Origin of the sequence: Acinetobacter sp. ABJ_C1_1, assembly GCF_044684115.1 — a bacterium.
GTDB lineage: Bacteria > Pseudomonadota > Gammaproteobacteria > Pseudomonadales > Moraxellaceae > Acinetobacter > Acinetobacter nosocomialis_A.
Map to the genome: position 1 here is coordinate 32,211 of NZ_JBITPU010000006.1, position 24,350 is coordinate 56,560.

At 38.8% G+C, this 24,350-nt stretch carries 22 protein-coding genes and 2 pseudogenes; 13 read left to right on the forward strand and 11 right to left on the reverse strand.

The features are described 5' to 3' along the window. Positions 1–219 precede the first annotated feature (219 nt). Together ACG59Z_RS09265 and katE are read left to right on the forward strand one after the other, a co-directional pair. Entirely contained in the window at positions 220–1,629 is a 1,410-nt protein-coding gene (locus tag ACG59Z_RS09265; RefSeq protein WP_400198931.1) for an iron-containing redox enzyme family protein, read from the forward strand. A 53-nt stretch (positions 1,630–1,682) separates the two neighbouring features. Next, the gene (gene katE / locus ACG59Z_RS09270; RefSeq protein ID WP_400198932.1) at positions 1,683–3,827 is read left to right on the forward strand and encodes a catalase HPII; all 2,145 of its coding nucleotides are present in this window, start codon (positions 1,683–1,685) and stop codon (positions 3,825–3,827) included. Positions 3,828–3,882: 55 nt separating this feature from the next. On the opposite strand, the gene ACG59Z_RS09275 is transcribed toward katE, so the two are convergent. Together ACG59Z_RS09275 and ACG59Z_RS09280 are read right to left on the reverse strand one after the other, a co-directional pair. Beyond that, positions 3,883–4,761: an SDR family oxidoreductase gene (locus ACG59Z_RS09275; RefSeq protein ID WP_400198933.1), complete on the reverse strand. Its 879-nt coding sequence runs from the start codon at positions 4,759–4,761 to the stop codon at positions 3,883–3,885. 140 nt (positions 4,762–4,901) lie between these two features. Beyond that, positions 4,902–5,312 (reverse strand): DUF6367 family protein, encoded by a 411-nt coding sequence (locus ACG59Z_RS09280; protein WP_400198934.1) that lies wholly within the window; start codon positions 5,310–5,312, stop codon positions 4,902–4,904. 486 nt (positions 5,313–5,798) lie between these two features. Between ACG59Z_RS09280 and ACG59Z_RS09285 the strand changes: the two genes are divergently transcribed. Continuing rightward, positions 5,799–7,010 (forward strand): KGG domain-containing protein, encoded by a 1,212-nt coding sequence (locus tag ACG59Z_RS09285; protein ID WP_400198935.1) that lies wholly within the window; start codon positions 5,799–5,801, stop codon positions 7,008–7,010. Between the two features lie 63 nt (positions 7,011–7,073). Here the strand turns inward: ACG59Z_RS09285 and ACG59Z_RS09290 are convergent, their stop codons facing one another. Then, positions 7,074–7,310 carry a hypothetical protein gene (locus ACG59Z_RS09290; protein WP_191014963.1) on the reverse strand — a complete coding sequence of 79 codons (237 nt, stop codon included), beginning with the start codon at positions 7,308–7,310 and terminating at the stop codon, positions 7,074–7,076. Positions 7,311–7,595: 285 nt separating this feature from the next. Between ACG59Z_RS09290 and ACG59Z_RS09295 the strand changes: the two genes are divergently transcribed. Then, the gene (locus tag ACG59Z_RS09295) at positions 7,596–8,207 is read left to right on the forward strand and encodes a LexA family transcriptional regulator (RefSeq protein WP_024433330.1); all 612 of its coding nucleotides are present in this window, start codon (positions 7,596–7,598) and stop codon (positions 8,205–8,207) included. Between the two features lie 70 nt (positions 8,208–8,277). Here ACG59Z_RS09295 and ACG59Z_RS09300 read toward each other — a convergent pair whose 3' ends face one another. Next, on the reverse strand, positions 8,278–8,889 hold the full coding sequence (locus ACG59Z_RS09300; RefSeq protein ID WP_192454748.1) for a LysE family translocator: 612 nt from the start codon (positions 8,887–8,889) through the stop codon (positions 8,278–8,280). Between the two features lie 156 nt (positions 8,890–9,045). Between ACG59Z_RS09300 and ACG59Z_RS09305 the strand changes: the two genes are divergently transcribed. Beyond that, entirely contained in the window at positions 9,046–9,501 is a 456-nt protein-coding gene (locus ACG59Z_RS09305; protein WP_000376211.1) for an Lrp/AsnC family transcriptional regulator, read from the forward strand. Positions 9,502–9,559: 58 nt separating this feature from the next. Here ACG59Z_RS09305 and ACG59Z_RS09310 read toward each other — a convergent pair whose 3' ends face one another. Further along, entirely contained in the window at positions 9,560–11,176 is a 1,617-nt protein-coding gene (locus ACG59Z_RS09310) for a purine-cytosine permease family protein (protein ID WP_400198939.1), read from the reverse strand. Between the two features lie 195 nt (positions 11,177–11,371). Here ACG59Z_RS09310 and ACG59Z_RS09315 point away from each other — a divergent pair, with 195 nt between their 5' ends. Continuing rightward, complete coding sequence (locus tag ACG59Z_RS09315) at positions 11,372–14,836, forward strand: ATP-binding protein (RefSeq protein WP_400199077.1); 3,465 nt, start codon at positions 11,372–11,374, stop codon at positions 14,834–14,836. Then, entirely contained in the window at positions 14,833–15,792 is a 960-nt protein-coding gene (locus ACG59Z_RS09320) for a response regulator transcription factor (protein WP_098713387.1), read from the forward strand. The genes ACG59Z_RS09315 and ACG59Z_RS09320 overlap by 4 nt, the downstream gene beginning before the upstream one ends. Before the next feature lie 46 nt (positions 15,793–15,838). On the opposite strand, the gene ACG59Z_RS09325 is transcribed toward ACG59Z_RS09320, so the two are convergent. Continuing rightward, the gene (locus tag ACG59Z_RS09325) at positions 15,839–16,909 is read right to left on the reverse strand and encodes an alpha/beta hydrolase (protein WP_086496744.1); all 1,071 of its coding nucleotides are present in this window, start codon (positions 16,907–16,909) and stop codon (positions 15,839–15,841) included. 45 nt (positions 16,910–16,954) lie between these two features. Then, positions 16,955–17,431, reverse strand: a complete 477-nt coding sequence (locus ACG59Z_RS09330; RefSeq protein ID WP_400198942.1) for a cyclophilin-like fold protein — start codon at positions 17,429–17,431, stop codon at positions 16,955–16,957. A gap of 285 nt (positions 17,432–17,716) precedes the next feature. Here ACG59Z_RS09330 and ACG59Z_RS09335 point away from each other — a divergent pair, with 285 nt between their 5' ends. Further along, complete coding sequence (locus ACG59Z_RS09335; RefSeq protein WP_400198943.1) at positions 17,717–18,607, forward strand: LysR family transcriptional regulator; 891 nt, start codon at positions 17,717–17,719, stop codon at positions 18,605–18,607. Positions 18,608–18,644: 37 nt separating this feature from the next. Here the strand turns inward: ACG59Z_RS09335 and ACG59Z_RS09340 are convergent, their stop codons facing one another. Beyond that, on the reverse strand, positions 18,645–19,283 hold the full coding sequence (locus ACG59Z_RS09340; RefSeq protein WP_400198944.1) for an NAD(P)-dependent oxidoreductase: 639 nt from the start codon (positions 19,281–19,283) through the stop codon (positions 18,645–18,647). 49 nt (positions 19,284–19,332) lie between these two features. Continuing rightward, positions 19,333–19,758: a DoxX family protein gene (locus tag ACG59Z_RS09345; RefSeq protein WP_400198946.1), complete on the reverse strand. Its 426-nt coding sequence runs from the start codon at positions 19,756–19,758 to the stop codon at positions 19,333–19,335. Positions 19,759–19,839: 81 nt separating this feature from the next. Here ACG59Z_RS09345 and ACG59Z_RS09350 point away from each other — a divergent pair, with 81 nt between their 5' ends. Continuing rightward, positions 19,840–20,229, forward strand: coding sequence for a helix-turn-helix domain-containing protein (locus ACG59Z_RS09350; RefSeq protein ID WP_000254249.1), 390 nt, complete (start codon positions 19,840–19,842; stop codon positions 20,227–20,229). Positions 20,230–20,236: 7 nt separating this feature from the next. Here the strand turns inward: ACG59Z_RS09350 and ACG59Z_RS09355 are convergent. After that, positions 20,237–21,444, reverse strand: a pseudogene (locus tag ACG59Z_RS09355) (MFS transporter). A 263-nt stretch (positions 21,445–21,707) separates the two neighbouring features. Between ACG59Z_RS09355 and ACG59Z_RS09360 the strand changes: the two are divergent. Beyond that, positions 21,708–21,992 carry a GNAT family N-acetyltransferase gene (locus tag ACG59Z_RS09360; RefSeq protein WP_001025680.1) on the forward strand — a complete coding sequence of 95 codons (285 nt, stop codon included), beginning with the start codon at positions 21,708–21,710 and terminating at the stop codon, positions 21,990–21,992. Positions 21,993–22,101: 109 nt separating this feature from the next. On the opposite strand, the pseudogene ACG59Z_RS09365 reads toward ACG59Z_RS09360, so the two are convergent. After that, positions 22,102–22,212, reverse strand: a pseudogene (locus ACG59Z_RS09365) (hypothetical protein); the annotation flags it as partial. Between the two features lie 64 nt (positions 22,213–22,276). On the opposite strand from ACG59Z_RS09365, the gene ACG59Z_RS09370 reads away from it, so the two are divergent. From ACG59Z_RS09370 to ACG59Z_RS09380, 3 genes are read left to right on the forward strand one after another with little or no spacing between them, the layout of a single operon-like run. Next, positions 22,277–22,936, forward strand: coding sequence for an amino acid ABC transporter permease (locus tag ACG59Z_RS09370; RefSeq protein ID WP_001104474.1), 660 nt, complete (start codon positions 22,277–22,279; stop codon positions 22,934–22,936). After that, on the forward strand, positions 22,926–23,591 hold the full coding sequence (locus ACG59Z_RS09375) for an amino acid ABC transporter permease (protein WP_000418064.1): 666 nt from the start codon (positions 22,926–22,928) through the stop codon (positions 23,589–23,591). The genes ACG59Z_RS09370 and ACG59Z_RS09375 overlap by 11 nt, the downstream gene beginning before the upstream one ends. Positions 23,592–23,593: 2 nt before the next feature. Continuing rightward, complete coding sequence (locus tag ACG59Z_RS09380; protein ID WP_001130362.1) at positions 23,594–24,325, forward strand: amino acid ABC transporter ATP-binding protein; 732 nt, start codon at positions 23,594–23,596, stop codon at positions 24,323–24,325. Positions 24,326–24,350: the final 25 nt, after the last annotated feature.

Below are 24,350 nucleotides of genomic sequence, written 5' to 3' on the forward strand. Positions count from 1 at the left end.
AATGTAAATTTAGATTAAGTTTTGCAAATTTTATATAAAAACAGAAGCTTAAATAATTCTAAAAGTTTAAATGTAATTTTGCGTTAATTTGTATATCTTTGAATTTTTTTGATTTATGTGGTTTGTCTTAATTTTTAATAACGCAAAATAACAAACTTAAAACTTGATTATAGTTCGGGTGACGTATGGTAATTGATATCTCACAAACGGAGAATGAAAATGCCTGTTGTAGTGAAAAAAAGATTATTAGACTTATTACAAGATAATCAACAAAATTATTATGAATTATTCGTTTTTTTCCTTGATCCTGATGTTTCGAGTTTTGAGAAAGAGAAAAAGGCAAGAGATTTTCTGATTAAAGAGATTGAAAAATTAAAGATGAAGGAAATAGATTTTCCTTCAGATATCAATTCGATTAAAACATGGTGTGAGAACGATAATAAAAAAAATTGTCAGGAATTTCAGGCATATTTAAACCGTAGGCAAGCTGGTCAGGATCGAGAGTATTTTCAGAATGTTGCTCAGGCGTTTGAATTTCTCATAAAAGTATCGCCGACTAAAAAGGTCGATGGTGCATGGTTATATAGCTCAGTGCATTATTGGAATGATCCAGTCTTTCATGAGCTCATTATTACTTATTTGGAAGAACTTGGTTTAGGTGAACCGAAAGCGAACCATGTCTGTATTTATGATGATCTTTTACGTAGTCTTGGACTCGACAGTTTCGATTTGCTTTTAGAAGACGAATACTATCATCAAGCAGTCGTTCAGCTAGCACTAGGGTATGCACCACCTGAGTTTATTCCTGAGATGGTTGGTTTTAATTTAGGATATGAACAGCTTCCACTGCATCTTTTAATTTCAAATTATGAGCTTGCCGAATTAGGCATTGATTCTAAATATTTTAATCTACATATCACCATTGATAACATTGACAATGGCCATGCCCATAAAGCCATTAAAGTTATTGAAGATATTTACAACAAATACAGAGATAAAGAGCTTTTCTTTACCAAGTTAAAACAAGGTTTTGCCTTGAATAACCGTGGTGAATCTTCCTCAAATATTATCAAGAATTTAAGTCTTGAAGACTTTGTTCATAAAATTTTGAAAAGAAAAGCACTTGTCGGGCAGCTAATTCATAACGAAACCAGACAGTTTGGCTGCAAAACCATTAATCAGTGGCTATCAAACCCTGATGATATTGCAGGTTTGATCACTCATTTAACTGAACAGAAATGGATTAAATTTAATACCGACCCTGAACAGAGCGTGTTCTGGCGAATGATTAATGAAGAAAATGGAAAAATGTTTGGGGTGTTTAACCCTGTAGAGCGCCAAATTATTCATGACTGGATTGCTGGTAGTGATCATTCTTCTAACTTCTTGGCATACAGCAGAGAACTAAAAAATAGCCAGCGTATTCAGGACTATTTATTTAGCTATATCTCTGATGGCGAGCTTGATGCACTGCAAGAGCGCGTGCTGCAATCAAGCGATCTTGCAATAAAAATATGCAAACTTACCCCATTTCTAGCCCCTGATTCTCATCATAAAAGTATTGGTCTTTGGAGTACTCGTAAATACGTAGAACTTCTTTTTCCTTATTTAGGTACGTTTAAAAACTAGTTTGATAAACGTTTTCAACCGCAACCCCAAGTTTAACTTTCAAAACATAGGTAATGGACATGAACGATAAAACTAAATTAACTAATAAAACAAGTGAAATGGCTGGCGCCGATGCAGCAAATAAAGCCAATACTACCCAGAAAACTGAACAGTTAGACACAGTAAGAGATGATGCAACCAATGAGGCATTAACCACCAATCAGGGGGTTAAAATAGCGGATAACCAAAATAGCTTAAGAGCGGGTATTCGTGGCTCAACTTTATTGGAAGATTTCATTTTAAGAGAAAAAATCACCCACTTTGACCATGAGCGTATACCTGAGCGTATTGTACATGCGCGTGGTGTAGGGGCACATGGTTATTTTCAGGCATATGAAGGAAATGAACGTTTAACCAAAGCTGGTTTTTTAACAGATCCAACTATTCAGACGCCTATTTTTGTACGCTTTTCAACAGTACAAGGGCCACGAGGTTCAGCAGACACTGTCCGTGATATTCGTGGTTTTGCAATTAAGTTTTATACCCAAGAAGGTAACTTTGATTTAGTGGGGAATAACGCACCTGTCTTTTTTGTGCAAGACGGGATTAAGTTTCCAGACTTTGTGCATGCAGTAAAACCTGAACCCGATACAGAAATCCCGACGGGTGCAACTGCGCATGATACTTTCTGGGATTTTGTGTCTTTAGTTCCTGAGTCTGCGCATGCAGTGATTTGGGCAATGTCAGATCGTGCGATTCCTCGTAATTTTCGTTCAATCCAAGGTTTTGGTGTACATACGTTCCGTTTAATTAATGCTGAAGGTAAATCACATTTCGTAAAATTTCACTGGACACCAAAACAAGGTTTGAGTGCATTGGTATGGGATGAAGCTCAGAAACTTGCAGGTAAAGACCCTGATTTTCACCGTCGTGATCTTTATGAAGCAATTGAGCAAGGTTTTTATCCCGAATGGGAACTCGGCGTGCAGATTGTCGAAGAAGAAGATGAAATGAACTTTGACTTCGATTTACTGGACCCAACCAAAATTATTCCTGAAGAATTAGTTCCTGTTACGCCAATTGGCCGATTTGTTTTAAATAGAAATGTCGATAACTTCTTCGCTGAAACAGAGCAGGTGGCTTTCTGTCCGGGCCATGTAGTACCTGGTATCGATTTTACAGATGATCCACTTTTACAAGCACGTCTATTTTCATACACAGATACCCAATTAAGCCGTTTAGGTGGACCAAACTTCCACCAAATTCCGATTAATAAACCAGTGTGCCCATTCCATAACAATCAACGTGATGGCATTCATCAACATACTATTCATAAGGGCCAAGCTTCATATCAACCAAACTCAATTGATGGAAATTGGCCAGTCGAAACTCCACCAGCGGCTTCAAATGGTGGTTTTGAAAGTTATCCTGAAAAAATCAGCGGACATAAACTTCGTCAAAGAAGTGAGACGTTCTCTGACTATTTTTCACAGCCTCGACTTTATTACAAAAGCCTTGCACCGCATGAGCAAAAGCACGTGGTCGATGCCTATACTTTTGAGTTAAGTAAAGTTCAAAGAAAACATATTCGTGAGCGCCAAGTTCAACAAATTTTGGCAAATATTGACCTCGATTTGGCACGTCAAGTCGGTGCGAACCTAGGTATTGAAGTGCCTGACTTAACCCTAAACTATAAGAAAACAGCAATTGAAAAATCCGCCAAGTTATCTCTTTTAGCTTTCCCACCTGAGAATATTCAAGGTAGAAAAGTTGCTGTACTTATTCATAATCTTGTGAAGTCAGATACACTTGAAGCTATTAAAAATTGGGCGATTAAAGAAGGTGTGGTTGTTCATTTACTAGCGCCGAGCTTGGCTCCAGTAAAAGACCATAAAGATAACATTATTGTGGCGGATGGTATGCAAATGGCTGAACCTTCAATTGCTTATGATGCTGTAATTGTTCCAGATGGCGATAATTTAAATGCAGTAATGCAAGATGGGGTAGCGCGCCATTATGTACTCGAAGCTTATAAGCATTTAAAACCCATTGCATTTTTAGGTAATAAATCTGATTTGCTTGAGCCACTTGGTTTAGTTGCAGATGAAGGAACTTTAATAGAAGATGAGTTCCAGCATATTGCGGAAAAATTTAAAAATCTGATTAAAGCTCATCGTGTTTGGTCACGAGAACAAATAGCCGCACACGTACCGGCTTAAATAAAAAAGCCCTGAAAGTTGAAGCTTTCAGGGCTTTTTCAAATCATGTTAGTGCTTAGCCATTAACGATTTGTCCACCGTTTACATGAATCACCTGACCCGTAATATAACTTGCATCGTCTGAGGCAAGGAAAAGGTAAGCAGGGGCGACTTCACTTGGCTGACCCATTCGACCCATTGGGGTATCTTTACCAAATTTTTCGACGGTTTCTGTATCGAAACTACTTGGAATGAGAGGAGTCCAAATTGGCCCTGGCGCAACACCATTTACACGAATCCCTTTTTTCTGTTTCATTAAATTGTTCGATAAGCTACGAGTAAAAGAGGTGATTGCACCTTTAGTACTCGCATAATCAATGAGCTCATCATGACCTTGATAGCTGGTAATACTAGTAGTGTTAATAATAGTATCACCTTCTTCCATATAAGGAATCGCTTCTTTGGTTAAATAAAACATGGCAAAAATATTTGTTTTAAATGTCTTTTCTAATTGCTCATTACTAATACTTTCAATTTCTTTTTGCTGATATTGAACACCAGCATTATTTACTAAGATATTAATTTTACCGAAGTGCTGTAAAACCTTATCAATATTCTGTTTGGCAAGGTCTGCATCGGAAATATCACCTTTTAATAAAAGACAATGTTGTCCTTCCTTTTCAACGAGCTGTTTGGTGATTTCGGCATCTTGGTCTTCTTCAAGATACAGTACAGCAACATCGGCACCTTCACGAGCAAACAACACGGCAACGGAACGGCCTATACCACTATCACCACCACTAATGACAGCAACTTTACCTTTTAGTTTCTCACTACCTTTATGCGATGCTTTAATGATTTCTGGTTCAGGATGCATCTTCTCCTGATCACCTGGTTGATGAGGTTGAACTTGTGCAGGAACTGCAGATGGATACTCATTTGTTGTATTTTCCATGTCTAGACTACCTCTATTTAAATTTCAGTCCCTCTATAGTGATTAATCTGCACGTGAATATGAGTAAATAGTCTTTTTTAAAAAGTTGACTTTGTTATTTTATATATAAGGATGTAAAAAAATATAACATTGAGAATTTATTAAGTAATATCTAATAATTTAACCTTATTTTTATCAATCATACTTTCAATAATAGATCGGTTGCCTGTGTCATTTAACCAATTCTCTATAGGTATATAATTAGATAAATCTAAAATTTCTTTTATTAAAGTTTCTGCTTCTACTATTGTCTTTAAGTTATATTTATTTTTATTATTTTTAGAAGCTACTTTATCTACTAGCTTTTTTATGTCTTCTTTTTCAATATCTTTTGATTTAATAATATATAAGTCTCTTTGGAAAGGGTGACTTGCATGAGGCGGGTCTAATCTGTAGCTCCATTCTTGGTTATAATTCTGCCAAGAGTTTTTAATCCGTATATTACCAAGTAAAATTTCAGGTACAGAAATATGAATATATTGTAGCGTTGGCTGTGTTTGAGTTAATTGCATGATTCATTTCTCATAAATATTATATATTAATTTTAAATCGTGATTTTGTTCACTCAAGTGAATTGTTTTTAGAAAAGTAATCATTTATGTTATTGTTTTTAAATAATTTTAATTGTATTTTTGATTTGTTTCTTCAAGAGAAAAGATGTTTTTGTTTTTTATTGATTTGTACATTCTGAAAGTTTATGTTATTTAAAATGGATTTTTAAATACATTTGTAAAAATATATTGTTATGTAGGTTTGAGTAATAATAAGTATGATGAGTATTTAAAAGGTAAAAGTGCATAATAATTTATAAATATTTTAATTGATAAAATCTTTATTTAAATAATCATCTTAGTGTATTTATCTCTATTTTAATTTATATACATTTAAAAAGATTGAAACATAGCATCGGTATAAAAATATTCTAAATCTCTTATCTTAAATTTATCCGTTAAGTAAAAGCGGTAGCGACTATAATTTTAATATAGGAAGATATAACTATGGCTAATACTAGATATGAAGATCAAGATAACAATAGTTCAGGTACTTCAAATCGTGGATTTGCAAGTATGGATCCTGAAAGAGTCAGAGAAATAGCCAGTAAAGGTGGGCGTGCTGCGCATGCAAGTGGCAATGCACATGAATTTACTTCAGAAGAAGCTCGTGAAGCTGGACGAGCTGCACATGCCAGTGGTAACGCACATGAATTTACCTCAGAAGAGGCTCGTGAAGCTGGTGCTTTAAGTCATAAGAATGATGATCGTAATGGTCGTGGTCGCAGCCGTTATGACGACGACGAAGATGATGACCGCGGTCGTTCAGGTGGTCGAGGCCGTAGCCGCAGCCGTTATGATGACGACGAAGATGATGATCGCGGCGGCCGTTCAGGTGGCCGAGGACGTGGTCGCAGCCGCGATGACGACGATGAAGATGATGATCGCGGTCGTTCAGGTGGTCGAGGCCGTGGCCGTAGCCGTTATGATGACGATGAAGATGATGATCGTAGCGGTCGTTCAAGTGGCCGAGGACGTGGTCGCAGCCGTGATGACGACGATGAAGATGATGATCGCGGCGGCCGTTCAGGTGGTCGAGGCCGTGGCCGTAGCCGTTATGATGACGACGAAGATGATCGTGGCCGTTCAGGTGGCCGAGGTCGTGGTCGCAGCCGCGATGACGACGATGAAGATGATGATCGCGGCCGTTCAGGTGGTCGAGGCCGTGGCCGTAGCCGTTATGACGACGACGAAGATGATGATCGTGGCCGTTCAGGTGGCCGAGGTCGTGGTCGCAGTCGTGATGACGACGATGAAGATGATCGTGGTCGTTCAGGTGGCCGAGGTCGTGGCCGTAGCCGTTATGACGACGACGAAGATGATGATCGTGGCCGTTCTGGTGGCCGAGGTCGTGGCCGCAGCCGTCGTGATGACGACGATGAGGATGATGATCGCGGTCGTTCAAGTGGCCGAGGACGTGGTCGCAGTCGTTATGATGACGACGAAGATGATGATCGTGGCCGTTCAGGTGGCCGAGGCCGTGGTCGCAGCCGTGATGACGACGATGAAGATGATGATCGCGGTCGTTCAGGTGGCCGAGGTCGTGGTCGTAGCCGTTATGATGACGATGACGACGATGATCGCCGTGGCCGTTCAGATGGTCGTGGACAAAACTCTCGTAATCAAAAACGCGATGCGTATGGACGCTTTACGTCTTAAGCAGACAGTTTTTGAGAATAAAGGAGGCATTATGCCTCCTTTATTTTTATGATTTTTATAAACTTATGAGTGAGTAAGAGGCTGTAAACCTTTTACAATATCTGTAAATTCTGAGCCATTTATCCAAAAAGATTTCTTTAAAAATAGTGTCGTCATAATACTTTCGGCTGCTTCACTTTCCGGATTTTCACAGAAAATTCCATAGCTTTCGCCTAATACCGCATCATTTTCAATAAGACGGATAAAGTAAGCATGTTGTTCATTTGCATAACCTAAAACTGCATCACGTTGATTTTTCATTTCGCATGTCTCCATACCAAAAAAACTGAATCTAACTCATATTTAAGTGTTCAGAATTTCATTTGATAAAAATCAAAACAGTCAGTAATAAGGACTATTTCACAATGGGTTTTGATTCTCTTCAAATTGCCATTTTCGTTTTAGCATCCCTGTTAAAAGTAAAATGGATTAAAATCTGATCATGAAATTTATTGTTATGCAAAAAAAATATTTCGTCAACTTGAAAATGTAACTTTTTCAAGTTACATTATTTGTGTAGGATTTGAACGGTGAGATGGAGGCGGTATGCCAAAGAAAAAAGAATTCGAGCATGGCGGTGCGCGGGAAAACGCCGGCCGTAAAGCACAGTTCAATGAACCCACCAAAGTGATTCGTGTTCCCGAGTCTCAAGTTAACTTTATCAAAAATTGGTTACTGAATAATGTCAAAACCGATAACCAGACAGATTTCACCTCAAAACTAAAAATACAGCAGGTGCATCCAAACAACGATAAAATTTATCAGATTCCTTTAGCAACAGAACGTGTGGCTGCAGGTTTTCCTTCGCCTGCGCAAGATGATATAGAGCAAGCACTCGATTTAAATGAATATTTAATTAGAAATGAAAATGCCACCTTTATTGTCAAAGCCAATTCTTTATCCATGCTAGACGCCGGAATTGATATTAATGACCCGCTTATTGTAGACCGTAGCATTCCCGCTAAATCGGGTGATATTGTGATTGCACTCATCGACAATGATTTCACTGTGAAGCGCTTAATGATTGATAGTCAATTTAAGCCGCCTAAAGTTTGGCTAAAAGCAGAAAACCCTGATTATCAGAATATTTATATTGAAGAGGGGCAAGAACTGGTTATTTGGGGAGTCGTGACGTATAACCTCAAACGAATGAGATAATTTTTTCTTATATTTATTATTCAAGTTACTGACCAGAAATGATGGCCAGTAACTTTTTGCTCAATGACTCTTAAATTTGCCCAATCAATAAACAAGTAGCGATAACCACCATCAAACCGCCTGAAAAACGACCGACTAATTGTGCTGCTTGTGGTCTGGTTTTCAAAATAGCCTCTGAACCATAACCCACCATTAAGTAAATAATCGCGCAGCTAATCATGTGTACAATACCAAAGGCAAGAATTTGCGTTGTCACGGACCATGAAGCAGTAGTGTCAATAAATTGAGGAAGCAGCGCTAAAAACAGCAAAAAAACCTTCGGGTTTAATCCACTTACATAAACGCCTTTGGTTGCCCAACTTAACCATGACTGAGCCTTTTCAGAACCAGACTCGTTCGGAGTTGGAGGGGTAAGTAATAAGTTTATTCCCATCCATAACAAATAAGCAGAACCTGCAATGGTTAGGATCATGAGTGCAGTTGGGTTATTTGCTACAAGCAGACCAACACCAGCCGCTACCAATAAAATCGTAATAAAGTGCCCAAATAGCATACCTGCAACAGCGGGTACGACGACTTTGCCTTTAATCCCTGCCGAAATGGCATAGGCCCAGTCTGCCCCTGGCGTAATAATAAAAAGAATGGAGACACTCCAAAATGCAATAAAAATGTTAAAAGCCATATGCTTATCTCGGCAAACTATTTTCCAAAGGTTTCGCTCGTGGTTTAGAAAAAATCCCTATTTATTCGAGCTTGTTGAAAATAATATGCTCATGTATTTAGAATGTGCTTTTAAATGTTTGCTCATATCACACTCATTTGGGGTAAATTTTTCTAAATGGATCGCACAGATAAAAAGATTCTTGCTGAATTGCAATTAAATGGCCGACTATCTATTACTGAATTGGCAGAAAAAGTAGGCTTGAGCATTTCACCTTGTCATAGACGAGTGAAGGCTTTAGAAGAATCGGGAGCCATCAAAGGCTATCGGGCAGAACTCGACCCAAACTTAGTGGGATTTGAATTTTCAGCGATTGTTTTTATTACGCTTAAAGAAGGTGATAAACAGGCAGTCGAGAAGTTTGAAAATGCCGTAATTGATATCCCACAAATTATTCAAGCGCAGCGCTTGTTTGGTGAGCCAGATTACTTGTTGCATGTGGTCGCTAAAGATTTACCGGCTTTTCAGCGTTTGTATGATGAAAAATTATCTGCTATTCCAAGTGTGCAACGACTCATCTCAACCATTGTGATGAAAGATGTAGTGCCTGAACGTTTATTTCCGATTGGCTAAGAATCATCAGATATAAAAAAAAGAAGCTTTAAAGCTTCTTTTTTAATTTCGAAAGTATTTAAGCATCGAGTGTTTTACACAAAGAACAGATCGTGCCGTTATGTTTGTGAGAGAACATAATATCTGGACGCTCATAACCTTGCTCACATACACGGCAGTGATAAACAGTTGCTACAGGTGTACCTTCAGCATCGTAACGTGGTTCTTTAATACCGTCATCGTGTGACTTGATGTAGTATTTTCCTTTGGTTAATAAGCCCATGATTGGTGTTAATACAAAGGCAAGTACAAGGGCGATAAGCGGTGAGTAAGGCGCCAAAAAGCTACCAAGTAAGCCGAAGAATGCTGCAATTGATAGGCCTGCTGATACAAGGAACGCAACCATACCGACAGGGTTTACGTTGTAGAGCATGTCACGGCGATATTCTGGTTCTTTTGGTGAAAGTTTTAAAACATATTTGTTGATTGAAATGTCTGTTGCAACAACTACAACCCAAGCAATCGCAAAGTTTGAATAGAACCCTAAGATTTTACCCAGTACCGCAAACATGTTACCTTCCATCAAAGCAAGTGCAATTGCCAAGTTTACGATCACAAAGACAATACGACCCGGATAATGTTTGCTAATACGAGTGTAGGCACTTGTCCATGCAAGGGAACCAGAGTAAGCATTGGTCACATTAATTTTAATTTGAGAAATAACCACCAAAATCACTGCAAGTGTTAAAGCAGCCCAACCCGGAAGCATGTCATGAAACGCTGCATTAAACTGTTGAACAGGTTCAGTGCTGTTTACGCCCGGTATTTTAGTAAGTAAATAGAAACCTAAAAATGCCCCAATAATTTGTTTGATTGCCCCTAAAATCACCCAACCCGGACCCGCTGAAATAACCGCAGTCCACCATGCTTTGCTGTTTTCTTTTGTTTTTGCAGGCATGAAACGTAAGTAATCAATTTGCTCACCAATTTGCATGATGAGCGATAAACAAATACCAGCACCTAACATGATCGCGGCCATGTCTACGGTTGTAAAACCTTCATGACCTGTAAAAGTAGCAAATTGGCTAACTAAGGTAGGTTCTTGGTAAATCAGATAGGCCACAGGACCAATCATCAGAATGAGCCAAAGTGGGGTAGTCCAAACTTGTAATTTACTCAAGGCTTTCATGCCGTAAATCACCAGCGGAATCACCATAACGGTTGAGATGAGATAGCCAGCCCAAAGCGGAATGCCTAAACCGAGCAATAATCCTTGCGCCATGATTGAGCCTTCAAGGGCAAAGAAAATAAATGTGAAACTGGCGAAAATGATACTGGTTAGGACCGAACCGATATAACCGAAACCTGCGCCGCGGGTAATCAAGTCAAGGTCGATGTTATAGCGAGCTGCGTAGTAGGCTAAAGGAATGCCGGTTAAGAAGATAATAATCGCTGCAAATAAAATGGAGAAAACAGCATTGGTTGTTCCATAAGACATACCAATACTGGCACCAATAGAAAAGTCAGCAAGATAGGCAATACCACCAAGTGCAGTAATAGCAACAACTTTGGGACTCCAGCGCCGAAAGCTGTGTGGAGCATAACGTAAAGTATAATCTTCTAAGGTTTCATTCACTGCTTTTTGTGAATCTGCACCTTGCACAGTGTCCAGATTTGGATGTTCAGATACACTCATAACATCAATCTCCCAATCATTTTCGGTCAATCAACACAAATATTGATCATTGTTTTTTGATGGTTTTGAGTGTGTGATTTTTGGGAAAAATTGAAAATACGTTATTTTGCGTATATGTGCGTATTAGAAAAAATCGCCATGATAAATGACTTTTGGCATAAGGATTGCTGGGTTTAATGCAGCCACATGCCAAACATGAGTGTTATGCCAGATTCTTCACGCCCCCAACAAGCGCCACAACGTGTGATCAAAACACGCCGTGAATATAATATTTGGGTGGCAGATGAAAGTATAGAAGATTATGCGCTTCGCTACGCACCCACCTCAGTAAGAAAATGGTCGCCTTGGACGGTAACCAATACTGCAATTTCGACAGTTAGCTTTTTAGCGATGGAAGCCATTGGGGCAACCATGCTTTGGCAATATGGTTTTAGCAATGCGTTATGGGCAGCAATTGTCGTATGTACCATCATATTTTTAACCAGTTGGCCGATTAGTTACTACGCCGCAAAATATAATGTAGACGTCGATTTGCTTACTCGTGGTGCAGGTTTTGGCTACATTGGCTCGACCATTACATCTCTAATTTATGCCAGCTTTACCTTTATTTTGCTTGCCTTTGAAGCCGCAATTATGGCAATGGCTCTTGAGCTTGCCTTAGGCATTCCGCAAGTTATCGGTTACTTAATTTCTGCATTAGTGATTTTGCCTTTAGTAGTCAAAGGCATTGGTTTTATTAACAAAGTTCAGGCAGTCACTCAGCCAATCTGGCTCTTATTGCTGTTATTACCGTGGTTTTTTGTACTTTGGAAACAACCACAAATTTTAAGTAGTAGTCTGCATTTTGTTGGGGCAGTTTCAAACTCGACCGATTTTAATCTGTATTACTTTGGTGCGGCGTGCACTCTTATTTTTTCATTTGTGATCCAAATTGGTGAGCAAGCCGACTATTTACGTTTCTTACCGCAAAAAAAAAAGAATAGAACTGCATGGCGTTTTGCCGTTTTTTTAGGTGGTCCATCTTGGATTATTTTTGGATTTTTAAAAGTTTTGATGGGCATGCTGCTGATGGTGTTGGCTTTTCAGCTGTTTATTCCTGTCTCTGAACTAGACAATCCGACTTATTTATATTGGGTTGCTTATCAGCAGTTTATTCCAAATCCTCAGCTAGCGTTAATATTGACTCTAGCACTGGTTTGCTTGGCGCAAATTAAAATTAATATGACCAATGCCTACGCTGGTTCATTGGCATGGTCTAACTTCTTTGCGCGCTTAACTCATAGCCATCCGGGACGAATTGTCTGGCTTCTTTTTAACGTGTTTATTGCCATTGTTTTAATGGAAATGGGAATTAGCCATGCGGTTGAACGCATTTTGGGACTATATAGCAATATCGCTTTGGCATGGATTGGTGCCGTCGTTGCCGATTTAATTATCTGTAAGCCTTTAGGTCTAAGCCCGAAAGGAATTGAATTTCGCCGTGCTTACTTATATGACATCAACCCCGTAGGCGTGGGCGCTTTACTGATTGCTTCAGTGTTATCGATGCTGAGTTATTTGGGCTTTTTCGGTCTCATGGCGAAAGGTTTGGCGAGTTTCATTGCTTTGGGGAGTGCGGTGTTATGCGTTCCTATTATTGCTTACCTAACCAAAGGCAAATATTACATTGCACGCCAGCCTGAAAAAATTCAGGCGACGTCGGTTGCTAACTGTGTGGTATGTGAACGGGACTATGAACTTGCCGATATGGCGGGCTGTCCAGCTTATAACGGTACGATTTGTTCTCTATGCTGTTCACTTGAAGCACGCTGTCACGATTTATGTAAACCTGATGCACGTTGGTCGGTACAGCTCAAAAAAGCCATTTGGCACTATTTACCAGAACGTTGGGCTAGTCGTTTAAATAGCAGGGTCAGTTTGTATCTATTGTTGACTCTAGGGCTGTCGATCGTTTTGGCAGTGAGTTTAAGTCTGGTTTATATCCAAGAAAAAACCTACTTAGAAACCATTAATGCGGCAGCCGTTCCGCAGTTATTCACGCTGTTTGTAAAAATTTACACCATTTTATTTTTATTGATGAGTGTTGCAGCATGGTGGTTAGTACTAAACGATGAAAGCCGACGTAATGCCGAAATCGAAACGCATCAGCAAACAGCATTATTGATTGATGAAATTGCTGCCCATGAAGTCACTTCAAAAGACCTGCAAGATGCCAGAATTTCGGCAGAGCGAGCAAATGATGCAAAAAGCCGTTATGTCATTGGCATTAGCCACGAACTAAGAACCCCTCTAAATAGTATTTTGGGCTATAGCCAATTGCTTCAAAAACAAGAGCAGCTTTCAGAACAAGGCAAAATGGCGCTCGGTGTGATTAGCCGTAGTGGGCAGCATTTGACTTCATTGATTGATGGTTTACTAGATTTAGCACGCATTGAAACAGGCAAGATTTCTTTAAATGTAGTGGACGTTCATTTCCCAAATTTCATTGAACAGATTATTCAAATGTTCCAGCCGCAGTTTGAACAGAAGAATTTACAGTTTGTTTATGAAATTGGAGATAACCTGCCGCACTATGTCCGTACCGACAAAAAACGCTTAGAGCAAGTGCTCATCAATTTGCTGGGTAATGCTTTAAAATTTACGACGAGCGGTACAATTACTTTAAAAGTCGAGTACCGGTTTCAAACGGCTTATTTTGAAATTAAAGATACAGGATGTGGTATTGCAGAAGCAGATTTAGAGCGAATATTTAATCCGTTTGAACGGGGCAGTAATGTGGTTCAAGGCGGATTTACCGGAACAGGGCTAGGCCTACCCATTGTAAAATTATTAGTCGATTTACTTGGTGGGCAGTTATCTGTAAGTAGCCAGCTTAATCAGGGTTCACAATTTAAGATTAAGTTTTACTTACCTTCAAAAGAAGTGGTTCATCCGATTTCTAATGTTTACTCCAACCAGATTACGGGTTATCAAGGCGAGCGAAAACGAATTTTAGTTGTCGATAATGAAGCTGTGGACCGAGGTTTGGTTGCTAATTTTCTCAAACCTTTGGGATTTATGATTGAAGAAGCCGAGTCGGGCATTGATTGTTTAAGACGTGTACCTATTTTTCAGCCGAACCTGATTTTGATGGATTTAAATATGCCTTTGATGGGCGGGTGGGAAACAGCACGATTATTGCGTCAGAATAATATTACCAATGTGCCGATCTTAATTATTTCAGCGAATGCAGGAGAGCGCGAAGTCAATCCACAAGACGCCGTCTTAAGTGAAGATTTTATGCTAAAACCAATCGATCTTAATTTGTTGCTGAGCAAAATTGGAGACAAGTTAGGCTTAGTATGGATTGATTCCAAATCAGATGCACTCCCTGAAAATAATGAAGTTCAAGCATTGGATGTAAAAGTGTTTAAGCAAGAGCAAGCCACTGTTCATACATCAATTACACAACCTGAAAATAATGATCTGCTCGATTTACCGCAAACCTTGCAACAGTTAAATGATTTGATTGGGCAGGGTTATATTAGAGGAATTCAACAGACTTTAACGCAATGTCGTCAAAATTTTCCAAAGCATAACGAGTTATGGGAACAGCTTGAACAGGCGATTCAAAAATTTGATTTAAAACATGCCCAACGGTTAATTCAGGATAAGCAATGAGTACGCAACATGTTTCTTTTCAGCAAGCTTCGCCAAACGAGCAGGCTGTTATTCTGATTGTGGATGATGTGCCGGAAAATTTAGGCTTGTTACATGAAAGTCTGGATCAGGCAGGTTATCGCGTGCTTGTCACAACCGATGGATTAAGTGCAATTGAAATTGCACACCGATGCTTACCAGATATGATTTTACTTGATGGCAATATGCCACATATGGACGGTTTTGAAAGTTGTATACAGCTTAAAGCGAGTCCAATTACGCAGTTTATTCCCGTTATTTTTATGACAGGTTTGTCTGAGACAGAGCATATTGTGCGTGGTTTTCAGGTCGGCGGGGTGGACTACGTAACTAAGCCACTGAATATTGAAGAAGTATTAGCAAGAGTAAAAACACATTTGGCACATGCCAAACTATTGCAACAACAGAAACAGGTGATTGATGCAACGGAAACAGCCATTCTTGCGCTAGATGTTCACGGTAAAATTGTTTGGAAAACCCAAAAGGCTAGTGATCTACTAAATCAATATTTACCTGAATTAGAAGGTTTTGAAGCAGGCTTAAAAGCTTGGTTTTCAGACTTGGAAAATGAAAAAGACCCCAAAAAATTAACCAGTTGTTCTTATTCGACACCATCTCAGCAATTACAGCTTTTATTGCTTACGCCGTGGGAGACCGAGCCAAGTGTGGCAAAAAATTATCTGATACAGATCAAGACAACTACGCCAGCTTTGGAAATGGCTGATATTTTAAAATATTGCCCGCAGTTGACTCAACGTGAAGCAGAAGTCATGCACTGGTTGTTGTTAGGAAAAACCAATAAAGACATTGCAGAAATTTTGGAGCTGAGTCCACGGACAGTGAATAAACATTTAGAGCATGTTTTTGAAAAACTTTGCGTTGAAAACCGAACTGCTGCGGTGGCGCATATTAATAGTCTGGTGCAAGAGTTTCATTAAGTTAATTAAAAAGCTAGAGGCCCGTGTTGAGCCTCTATCATCTGTATTACTTCAAGTTTTGTTTAAAGAAACTGGTTAATTTATTAAATGGAATGAGATCGACCCGATCATATAAATCGACATGTCCAGCACCTTTAACGTAGTAAAGTTCTTTAGGTTGGCCTGCGAGTTTATAAGCTTCTTCACTAAACTCCTTTGAATGAGCCTGATCACCTGTAATAAACAGCATCGGACGTGGTGAAATCGTTTCAATGTCGTTAAATGGGTAGAAGTTTAAAAATTTGACATTACTGGTGAGAGTTGGGTGGGTTGTAAGCTCTCTCGATGAGCCTTTAGGCGTATATTCTCCGCGTGGAGTACGATAAAAGTCGTAAAATTCACGTTGAATAGGGTGTGTATCTGCTGTTAGCTCATGCGTAGTTCCGCTGGTATATTTGGTTTCACCACCTTTAAACTCAACATAACGCTGTGCAGCGGCTTCTGCAATAATTTGCTTTCTCTGCTCTAGGGTTTGTGAGTGACGTAAGCCATTGCGGTTTGCTGCGCCCATATCATACATGCTGACAGTTGCTATCGCTTTCATACGCGGGTCAATTTTTGCTGCACTAATGACAAAACTCCCACTTCCACAAATACCCAGTACACCAATATTATTAGGATCAATGAAAGATTGTGTTCCCAAATAATCTACAGCGGCACTAAACGCTTCTGCATAAATGTCTGGTGCCACAACATTTCTTGGTTGGCCCGCGCTTTCACCCCAAAATGATTGATCAATTGCTAAGGTCACAAAACCTTGTTCAGCCAGTTTTTGTGCATAAAGCATAGAGCTTTGCTCTTTTACAGCCCCCATAGGGTGACCAATTATAATTGCAGGGGCTTTAGTCTTTTTATTCAAATTTTTGGGAATAACCAGATTGCCGACAATATCCATGTTGTATTGATTTTTAAAAGTCACTTTTTGAATAGTCACTTGCTGACTTTGATAAAAATTATTTGCACCATTAGACATATCGGCCGCCATAGCTGAAGTTGAAGAAAATAGACCAATAGTTGCTGCACAAATTGCAACCACTGTATGGGTTTTAAGCTTTTTAAATAAGGGAGATGTCGTCATAAATACCTCAACTTAAACAATGTGAATGAGTGAATAGATAGATGCTTATTCGATTTGGGAAATTGAAATTTTGATGGGTTGTTTTTGCTTGAATGCGTGGGGAATAGCATCAAGTTTCCCAAGAAAAATGAGGCCATTCGCGTAACCAACAGCTGAGTCTTTATAGAAAAAAGCCAGATTACCCCACGGAGCATAATAGGTAAGATCACCAGCCTTGCCCGCATAACCATCAGGCGCGTTTTGTGTAGTTAGCTTGGTGGGTAGATCGGCTATTTTTTCGGTAGCGTCATAATCTTTAAGTGTTAATGTCAGTGGAAGCTGTTTGATAAAATCTTCAACAGTAGGTGTTATAGCTAATGTGGCAAATAGAGGTTGCTGTGTTCCTTCAATATCAATACGGATTTTCATCATCGATCCCCTTTGTTGATTTTTACCTTGAGGCTTTATTGCATAAGAAGCGGAAGTCACTGAGAACAAAACACATAGGCTGACTAAGCCTTTAAAAAACTTATAACTAACCATATCAATTCACCTCGCTTCTTTAAGAAAAAGCACATAAAAGCAATGAAGCTATTTATTCTTTAACGTAAAGATATGAGTGGAATTTATTAATTTTTTACAATAATAAAATGACTCATAATAATCGCCTCAGTTTATTTAAATCTTCAGATTTACTGCTTGATATGGATTTTAACGAATCTTCTTTTTAATAATTAGTCTAAAAAACAAACATGGACTTATGAGTAATATTCATGAATAGTTTTATCCTTTATAATGAGGTTGACTCCCCAATAAGAGATAAAGCAGATGATAAATAAAGAAAACTATAATGATCTTTATGCTTTTTTAATGGTGGCAAGGGAGGGTAGTTTTACTAAGGCTGCTGGGAAAATGGGAATTTCACAATCTGCGCTAAGCCATACGATTCGGGGTTTAGAAGAACGTTTGGGAATGTTGCTCCTGACCAGAACCACACGTAGTGTTTCACCTACAGCAGCAGGCGAAAGGTTGAAACAAACAATTAGTGCTAGCTTCGATCAGATTGATAATGAATTATCACTTTTAACTTCATTTCGAGACCAACCCGCTGGTACGGTTCGGATTAATGCTAGCAGCCATGCGATACGAGAAGTGCTGATTCCAAAACTTAAAAAGATTGCTGGTGATTACCCAGATGTGCAAGTTGAACTAACTGCCAATAGTGGGATGATCGATATTGTGGCAGAGCGCTTTGATGCAGGCGTTCGTTTCGGAAGCCGCGTAGCTGATGGCATGATTGCAGTACGTATTAGTCCAGATGTCAAAATGGCGGTAATAGCAACACCAGCATATTTTGAACAATATGGAATTCCTAATACTCCTAAAGATTTAATCAATCATCAATGTATTGGCTATCGTTTAACCACACAAGGCAGCGTGTATGCGTGGGAATTTGTGAAAGATGGTCAAGAGACAAAAATCAAAATTCAGGGGCAATGGATATTTAATGAAAGCTACGATATCGTCGAGGCGGTTAGAGCTGGATTTGGACTTGCTTATATTCCAGAAGATTTGATTCGAGAAGATCTAAAAGAAGGGAAGCTGATTCAAGTTTTAGCAGAGTACAGTATCCAGTTTCCCGGATACCATTTGTACTATCCACATCGCAGACAACTTTCACCTGCATTACGGTTGGTTATTGATGTGCTACGTGAGTAGATTGCAATCAATTACCAACTTTTTCCTTGGATTAAAATCAACTAATAGCAGGCGCTTGCTGAATAAAGTCGGTTTTAGAAATTTGATCAAGCATAAATTTGGCGACATTTTGTCGAGAAATATACCATTTGTGCTTTGTATGGCCATATAAACCAATATTTAAATGGGTAGAAACAGACTGATTTGTTAAAAATGCTACTCTGACCATAGTCCAATTGAGATCTGAGGCTCTGATTACGCTAGCAAGTTTAATAATATCTGTATAAGCATTACGCATTAAAAATTTGATGAATAGAGCCGGAAACCAGATTTTAAAGTCAAAACCATCATTTGGATCTTTTGCGGTTCCTGTTGAGATGGCAATTAAACGCTGAATATTTTCTTGTTTCATTACATTAATAATAGATTCCATGGCCTTTGTAATAGGTGTATTCATTGGATGATGAAATGAAGTAGGTCCTAGTGCAGAAAGTACAGCATCAGTACCTTGGATCGCTTTCTTAAGCATATCCTGATCATTAATATCTCCTCTAATAATTGTGACATGAGGATGATCAAATATAGTATGTGTTCTCACAAATACGGTAACTTCAAAACCTCTTATTAAGGCTTCCTCAATTAAATATTTGCCAGTTTTCCCAGTGGCACCGAAAAGGGTTAGTTTCATTTTTTTCATAAGATTACTCTTTAGATATAAGAATTGTGAGAGTCCATTTGCTTGATTATTACTGCTTGTGCTTATTTCTTTCAGAAATGATGAAATCTGGAGAAGCAGTAGTGAAATAAGGAGAAGTAGTTTCTCTTGCAGTATTTTGGGTAATGAAAGAGATCATAAGGAATATCAAACCTAAAGCTGCTGGAAGTGCATTTGGCGATTTACGTATACCAATATGTGCTAAAGCTGAGAGTAATAAGTGGAAAAACATGCCTGCATAGATCAAATCACTCAAAGCAATGTTGAACCGTAAAAGTAAAATAATGACAGAGAGAATTTTCACTATCGCTAGAATAGGTATGAGATACGAAGGATAGCCAAACTCGGAAAATTTTTTTTCGACCCAAGTTTTTTTTGTGAGATATGTGACTGCTGAAATAAGATAAAGCAAAGAGAGTAAACCTGTGCTTAACCAGTATAAATAAACAGTATTCATTGAACTTTTCCAAAGTGCTTTATATCGACTTTTATAAGAATGTCGCCTAAGATGAAAAAGAACAAGTAGGATGAAAAAGTGATGGTTAGTATGGAAAACCAGACTAATGAGGGTGATAAAATTAATATGCATGATGAAATGCGTAGAGCTTTTTCTTTACTTTCAGGTAAATGGAAACTTGAAATTTTATGGTTACTCAATCAGCGTATTCACCGGTTTGGTGAACTGAAAAAAGCTATTCCGGGTATTACTCAACATATGTTGACGGTACAGCTTCGTGAGCTTGAAGCTGATGGGTTGGTTTCTCGTACTATTTTTGCCGAAGTGCCACCTCGTGTTGAATATGGTATTACCCAAAAGGCCCAAGGACTTGCTCCTACTATGGCTGCATTGACGAAGTGGTGGGAAGAATATGGACAAAGTATCCCATTGCGCCCAGTTTCAAGTGGACGCAAACCATATCAAAGCTAATCTAAAATTATGATGAATAATGACTTAATAAGCTTTTATGCCATGTAACATAAGCAGTAATCGCGCCTAATAGCAAGATAGTTGCGCTCATATAGAACGTGGTGCTATAGCCATGTGAGTCATATAATAATCCGCCTATAGTTGCGCCTAGAGTAATTGCAAATTGAATAATCGCAACCATCAAACCACCGCCAATTTCGGCATCTTGATGTAGTGTTTGGGCAAGCCATGTGTTCCATGCAACAGGTGCTGACGTTCCAATAAAGCCCCAGAAACCCATCAATATGGTAACAAACCATAAATGTTCACCACCAAACACAAAAGCTCCAGCAATTGCTGCCATGATCAATGGAATAAGAATCAGATAACGATAAACATGTTGGTGAAGGATTAAACTAATTACAAATGTACCGATTAAACCTGCTAAACCTAATATTAATAATAAAATGGATAGCATTGTCGCATCGACATGAGTAACGGTTTCTAGAAATGGGCGTAAATAGGTAAATAGTGCAAATTGGCCCATAAACAGCAATAAAATTCCTGTCATCCCATAAAGTACAATTGGGCGTTTTAGTAAACCAAATGGATTTTTAGATTTTTCAGCCAATATGATTGCTGGAAGAGAGGGCATACTTTTAAATTGCCAAATAAGTGCAACAATCGCGATGGGGACAATACAAAAAAAGCACCGCGCCAGCCAATAATTGAACCCAAAAAACTACCTAATGGCGCTGCAATTGTGGTGGCTAGCGCATTTCCACCATTTAATAAACCGAGTGCTTTAGGTACTGAAAGTGGAGGAACGAGTCGCATGACAATTGATGTCGACATTGCCCAAAAACCACCAATAACTACGCCTAAGATTGCACGACCCAACATAAACAAAGCCGCAGAATGAGAAAATGTAATGACTATGCCAGAGACAATCATCAGTAGGGTGAGTAATAAAATGATATGACGTCGGTCCCATGTTTTAAATACACGGCTAATCGATAAGCTGGTAATAACAGCAAAAATACCAGAAATTGCAATTGCTTGACCCACTTGGCCTTCACTCATATTTAAATCTAAAGAGATGGGGGTGAGTAAACTTACGGGCATGAACTCAGATGCAATTAATACTGTGCAGCAGAGCGACATTACAAAGACGGCACCCCAGGCAGGTGTTGAATGTTCATATGTGCTTTGCTCAATTTGATGAAAAGAAGACATAAAAGTTCCAATCTCAAAACCATTGAATTTTCATAAATGAAATGAATAAAATCTGGTCGCAGAGCTTAACAGTAATGATTTGAGAGGATTAGACGCTGAATTACGAATAGAATTATGAGTTTTATGCATGAATTGTATTTAAAAAGCATACAGACTCACTGCTAAAAACAGGCTATTTTTTTACAGTTAAATTTGTTCTTATAGATAAAGATTATACAAAGTCATTTCTAAATAAATACGATTTGTAATATGAGGAATTCATTGTGAATATTCAACAAAAAGATGATACAAAACACGGCAGCTTTAGCTTACTTGATGGTGAAACCGTTGCAGGCGAAATGACTTATACATGGGCAGGCGAAAGCATGCTAATTATTGATGCCACAGATGTAAACGAAAATTATCGTGGACAAGGCGTAGGTCGCCAATTACTTGATGCTTTGGTTGCCTTTGTTCGTGAAAAAGACGTAAAAGTAATTCCGCTTTGCCCATATGCTAAATCGGTTTTTGATAAAGACCCAAGTATTGGTGATGTACTTAGAAAATAAGCAATAAATTGAAAATCATTTAATAAAAATCGGGCATTGGTGTCCGATTTTTTATTGATTTTATTATTCATCTTTGTTTTAGTGAATATGTTTTAAGCAGTTGTATCCAACTGATTTGAAGGTTTTCGATTGCCAGTTCGAATTTATCAAACTTATAGAAAAGCTTATCTAATAAAAATAGTTTTAGACCAATTGGGAAAAAAATAAACTCGTTACACAAATATTTAATGGCTGATGAAAGCTAAATATTTATAACGTTTTAATATTATTTGTTGGAATTTTCCTTGAACTGGCAGTATATCCATAGTGTGTTGCCGCAATTTTTCTCTGCAACTTTGACCACGCTGAAAATCTCAATTATCAGCATTATTTTGGCGATTATTGTAGGGCTGATTTGCAGCATTTTAATCACATATCGCGTGCGGGTGCTAAATAGAATTGCCCAGTTCTATATTGAGTTATCTCGAAATACCCCTTTATTAATTCAACTGTTCTTTTTGTATTACGGTTTGCCAAAACTCGGTATCAAAATCGATGGTTTCACTTGCGGTGTGATCGGACTGACTTTTTTAGGTGGAAGCTATATGGCTGAAGCTTTCCGAGCAGGTTTGCAGTCGGTGGCCAAAGGGCAGATTGACTCAGCAAAAAGTATTGGTCTACAACCGACTCAAATTTTTAGATATGTCATTTTCCCTCAAGCGCTTGCCATTTCAATTCCGGCAATAGGGGCAAATTGCCTATTTCTAATTAAAGAAAGTTCTGTGGTGAGTGCCATTGCTGTCGTTGAGCTGCTTTTTGTCACCAAAGACTTAATTGGTATGGACTATAAAACCACCGAAGCTTTGTTCTTACTTATCATGGCTTATCTGATTATTTTATTGCCCGTGTCTATTTTAACCAGTTATCTGGAGCACAGAAGTCGGAAGGTGAGCCATGGAACTTGATTATCTATTTCAAGCGAGTCACCTCGAACGTTTAATGTGGGGACTTTGGGCAACTGCAAAAATTGCTTTTATTTCGGTGTTTTTCTCTGCAATTTTTGGCACAGTTTTCGGCGTCATTATGACTTCTAAAAATATAGTCGTTAAAGCGCTGTGCCGTTTGTATCTAGAAGCGATCCGAATCATTCCAATTTTAGTTTTGCTATTTGTGTTTTATTTTGGCTTTGCGACATGGTTTAACTGGCAGTTTTCAGCAATGTGGGTATGCATTGTTGTATTTGTTTTATGGGGTACGGCAGAAATGGGCGATTTGGTTCGTGCAGCCATTACTTCGATTGATCAGCATCAACGTGATTCAGCCTATGCGCTCGGACTAACTCATGTTCAAGCTTTGATCTACGTCATTTTTCCGCAAAGTCTAAAACGAGTAACACCAGGCGCGATTAACTTATTTACCCGAATGGTGAAAACCAGCTCTTTAGCAGTCCTGATTGGTGTGGTCGAGGTCATTAAAGTTGGCCAGCAAATTATTGAAAATTCGCTGTTGACCGTGCCGAGCGCTTCTCTTTGGATTTATGGCTTTATTTTTATTTTGTATTTTCTGATTTGCTATCCCTTATCTCGTTTGGCAGCACATTTAGAAAAGGTCTGGGAGTAATTATGCCTTTGTTATCGATACAACAATTACAGAAATCATTTGCACAAAGTCATATTTTACAGGGCATTGATCTGGATGTAGAACAAGGAGAGGTGGTTGTTATTTTAGGCCCATCGGGCTGCGGTAAAAGTACCTTATTGCGCTGTATTAACGGCTTAGAACCAATTCAGGGTGGCGAAATTCGTTTAACTGGCTCAGGTGTTTTGGGCAAAGATGTGGACTGGACTAATGCTCGTCAAAAAATTGGCATGGTTTTTCAAAACTATGAGCTATTTGGGCATATGAACGTCATTGACAACATTTTGCTTGGGCCACTTAAAGTACAAAAACGCCACCGTGATGAAGCTGAACAAGTAGCAGATGAGTTGTTAAAGCGAGTGGGGCTATATGAGCGAAAACTTGATTATCCACGACAACTTTCTGGCGGACAAAAACAGCGTATAGCTATTGTCCGTTCACTGGTCATGCAACCTCAAGTGATTTTACTTGATGAAATTACTGCTGCGCTTGATCCAGAAATGGTTAGGGAAGTACTCGATGTAGTACTCAAATTAGCGAATGAAGGAATGACCATGTTGATTGTGACACATGAGATGTCCTTTGCACGCAAGGTTGCTGACCGCATTATTTTTATGGATAAGGGCAAGATTATTGAACAGGCTTCACCAGAAGAATTTTTTGAACAGCCGAAAACAGAACGAGCGAAAGCTTTCTTAAATATTTTGTCGTACTAAATTTTTATTATTTGAATCATGAGGA

Coding starts and splice junctions, on each gene's coding strand:
- ACG59Z_RS09265 (WP_400198931.1), top strand. CDS start 220: ATGCCTGTTGTAGTGAAAAAAAGATTATTAGACTTATTACAAGATAAT.
- katE (WP_400198932.1), top strand. CDS start 1,683: ATGGACATGAACGATAAAACTAAATTAACTAATAAAACAAGTGAAATG.
- ACG59Z_RS09275 (WP_400198933.1), bottom strand. CDS start 4,761: ATGGAAAATACAACAAATGAGTATCCATCTGCAGTTCCTGCACAAGTT.
- ACG59Z_RS09280 (WP_400198934.1), bottom strand. CDS start 5,312: ATGCAATTAACTCAAACACAGCCAACGCTACAATATATTCATATTTCT.
- ACG59Z_RS09285 (WP_400198935.1), top strand. CDS start 5,799: ATGGCTAATACTAGATATGAAGATCAAGATAACAATAGTTCAGGTACT.
- ACG59Z_RS09290 (WP_191014963.1), bottom strand. CDS start 7,310: ATGAAAAATCAACGTGATGCAGTTTTAGGTTATGCAAATGAACAACAT.
- ACG59Z_RS09295 (WP_024433330.1), top strand. CDS start 7,596: ATGCCAAAGAAAAAAGAATTCGAGCATGGCGGTGCGCGGGAAAACGCC.
- ACG59Z_RS09300 (WP_192454748.1), bottom strand. CDS start 8,889: ATGGCTTTTAACATTTTTATTGCATTTTGGAGTGTCTCCATTCTTTTT.
- ACG59Z_RS09305 (WP_000376211.1), top strand. CDS start 9,046: ATGGATCGCACAGATAAAAAGATTCTTGCTGAATTGCAATTAAATGGC.
- ACG59Z_RS09310 (WP_400198939.1), bottom strand. CDS start 11,176: ATGAGTGTATCTGAACATCCAAATCTGGACACTGTGCAAGGTGCAGAT.
- ACG59Z_RS09315 (WP_400199077.1), top strand. CDS start 11,372: ATGAGTGTTATGCCAGATTCTTCACGCCCCCAACAAGCGCCACAACGT.
- ACG59Z_RS09320 (WP_098713387.1), top strand. CDS start 14,833: ATGAGTACGCAACATGTTTCTTTTCAGCAAGCTTCGCCAAACGAGCAG.
- ACG59Z_RS09325 (WP_086496744.1), bottom strand. CDS start 16,909: ATGACGACATCTCCCTTATTTAAAAAGCTTAAAACCCATACAGTGGTT.
- ACG59Z_RS09330 (WP_400198942.1), bottom strand. CDS start 17,431: ATGGTTAGTTATAAGTTTTTTAAAGGCTTAGTCAGCCTATGTGTTTTG.
- ACG59Z_RS09335 (WP_400198943.1), top strand. CDS start 17,717: ATGATAAATAAAGAAAACTATAATGATCTTTATGCTTTTTTAATGGTG.
- ACG59Z_RS09340 (WP_400198944.1), bottom strand. CDS start 19,283: ATGAAAAAAATGAAACTAACCCTTTTCGGTGCCACTGGGAAAACTGGC.
- ACG59Z_RS09345 (WP_400198946.1), bottom strand. CDS start 19,758: ATGAATACTGTTTATTTATACTGGTTAAGCACAGGTTTACTCTCTTTG.
- ACG59Z_RS09350 (WP_000254249.1), top strand. CDS start 19,840: ATGGTTAGTATGGAAAACCAGACTAATGAGGGTGATAAAATTAATATG.
- ACG59Z_RS09375 (WP_000418064.1), top strand. CDS start 22,926: ATGGAACTTGATTATCTATTTCAAGCGAGTCACCTCGAACGTTTAATG.
- ACG59Z_RS09380 (WP_001130362.1), top strand. CDS start 23,594: ATGCCTTTGTTATCGATACAACAATTACAGAAATCATTTGCACAAAGT.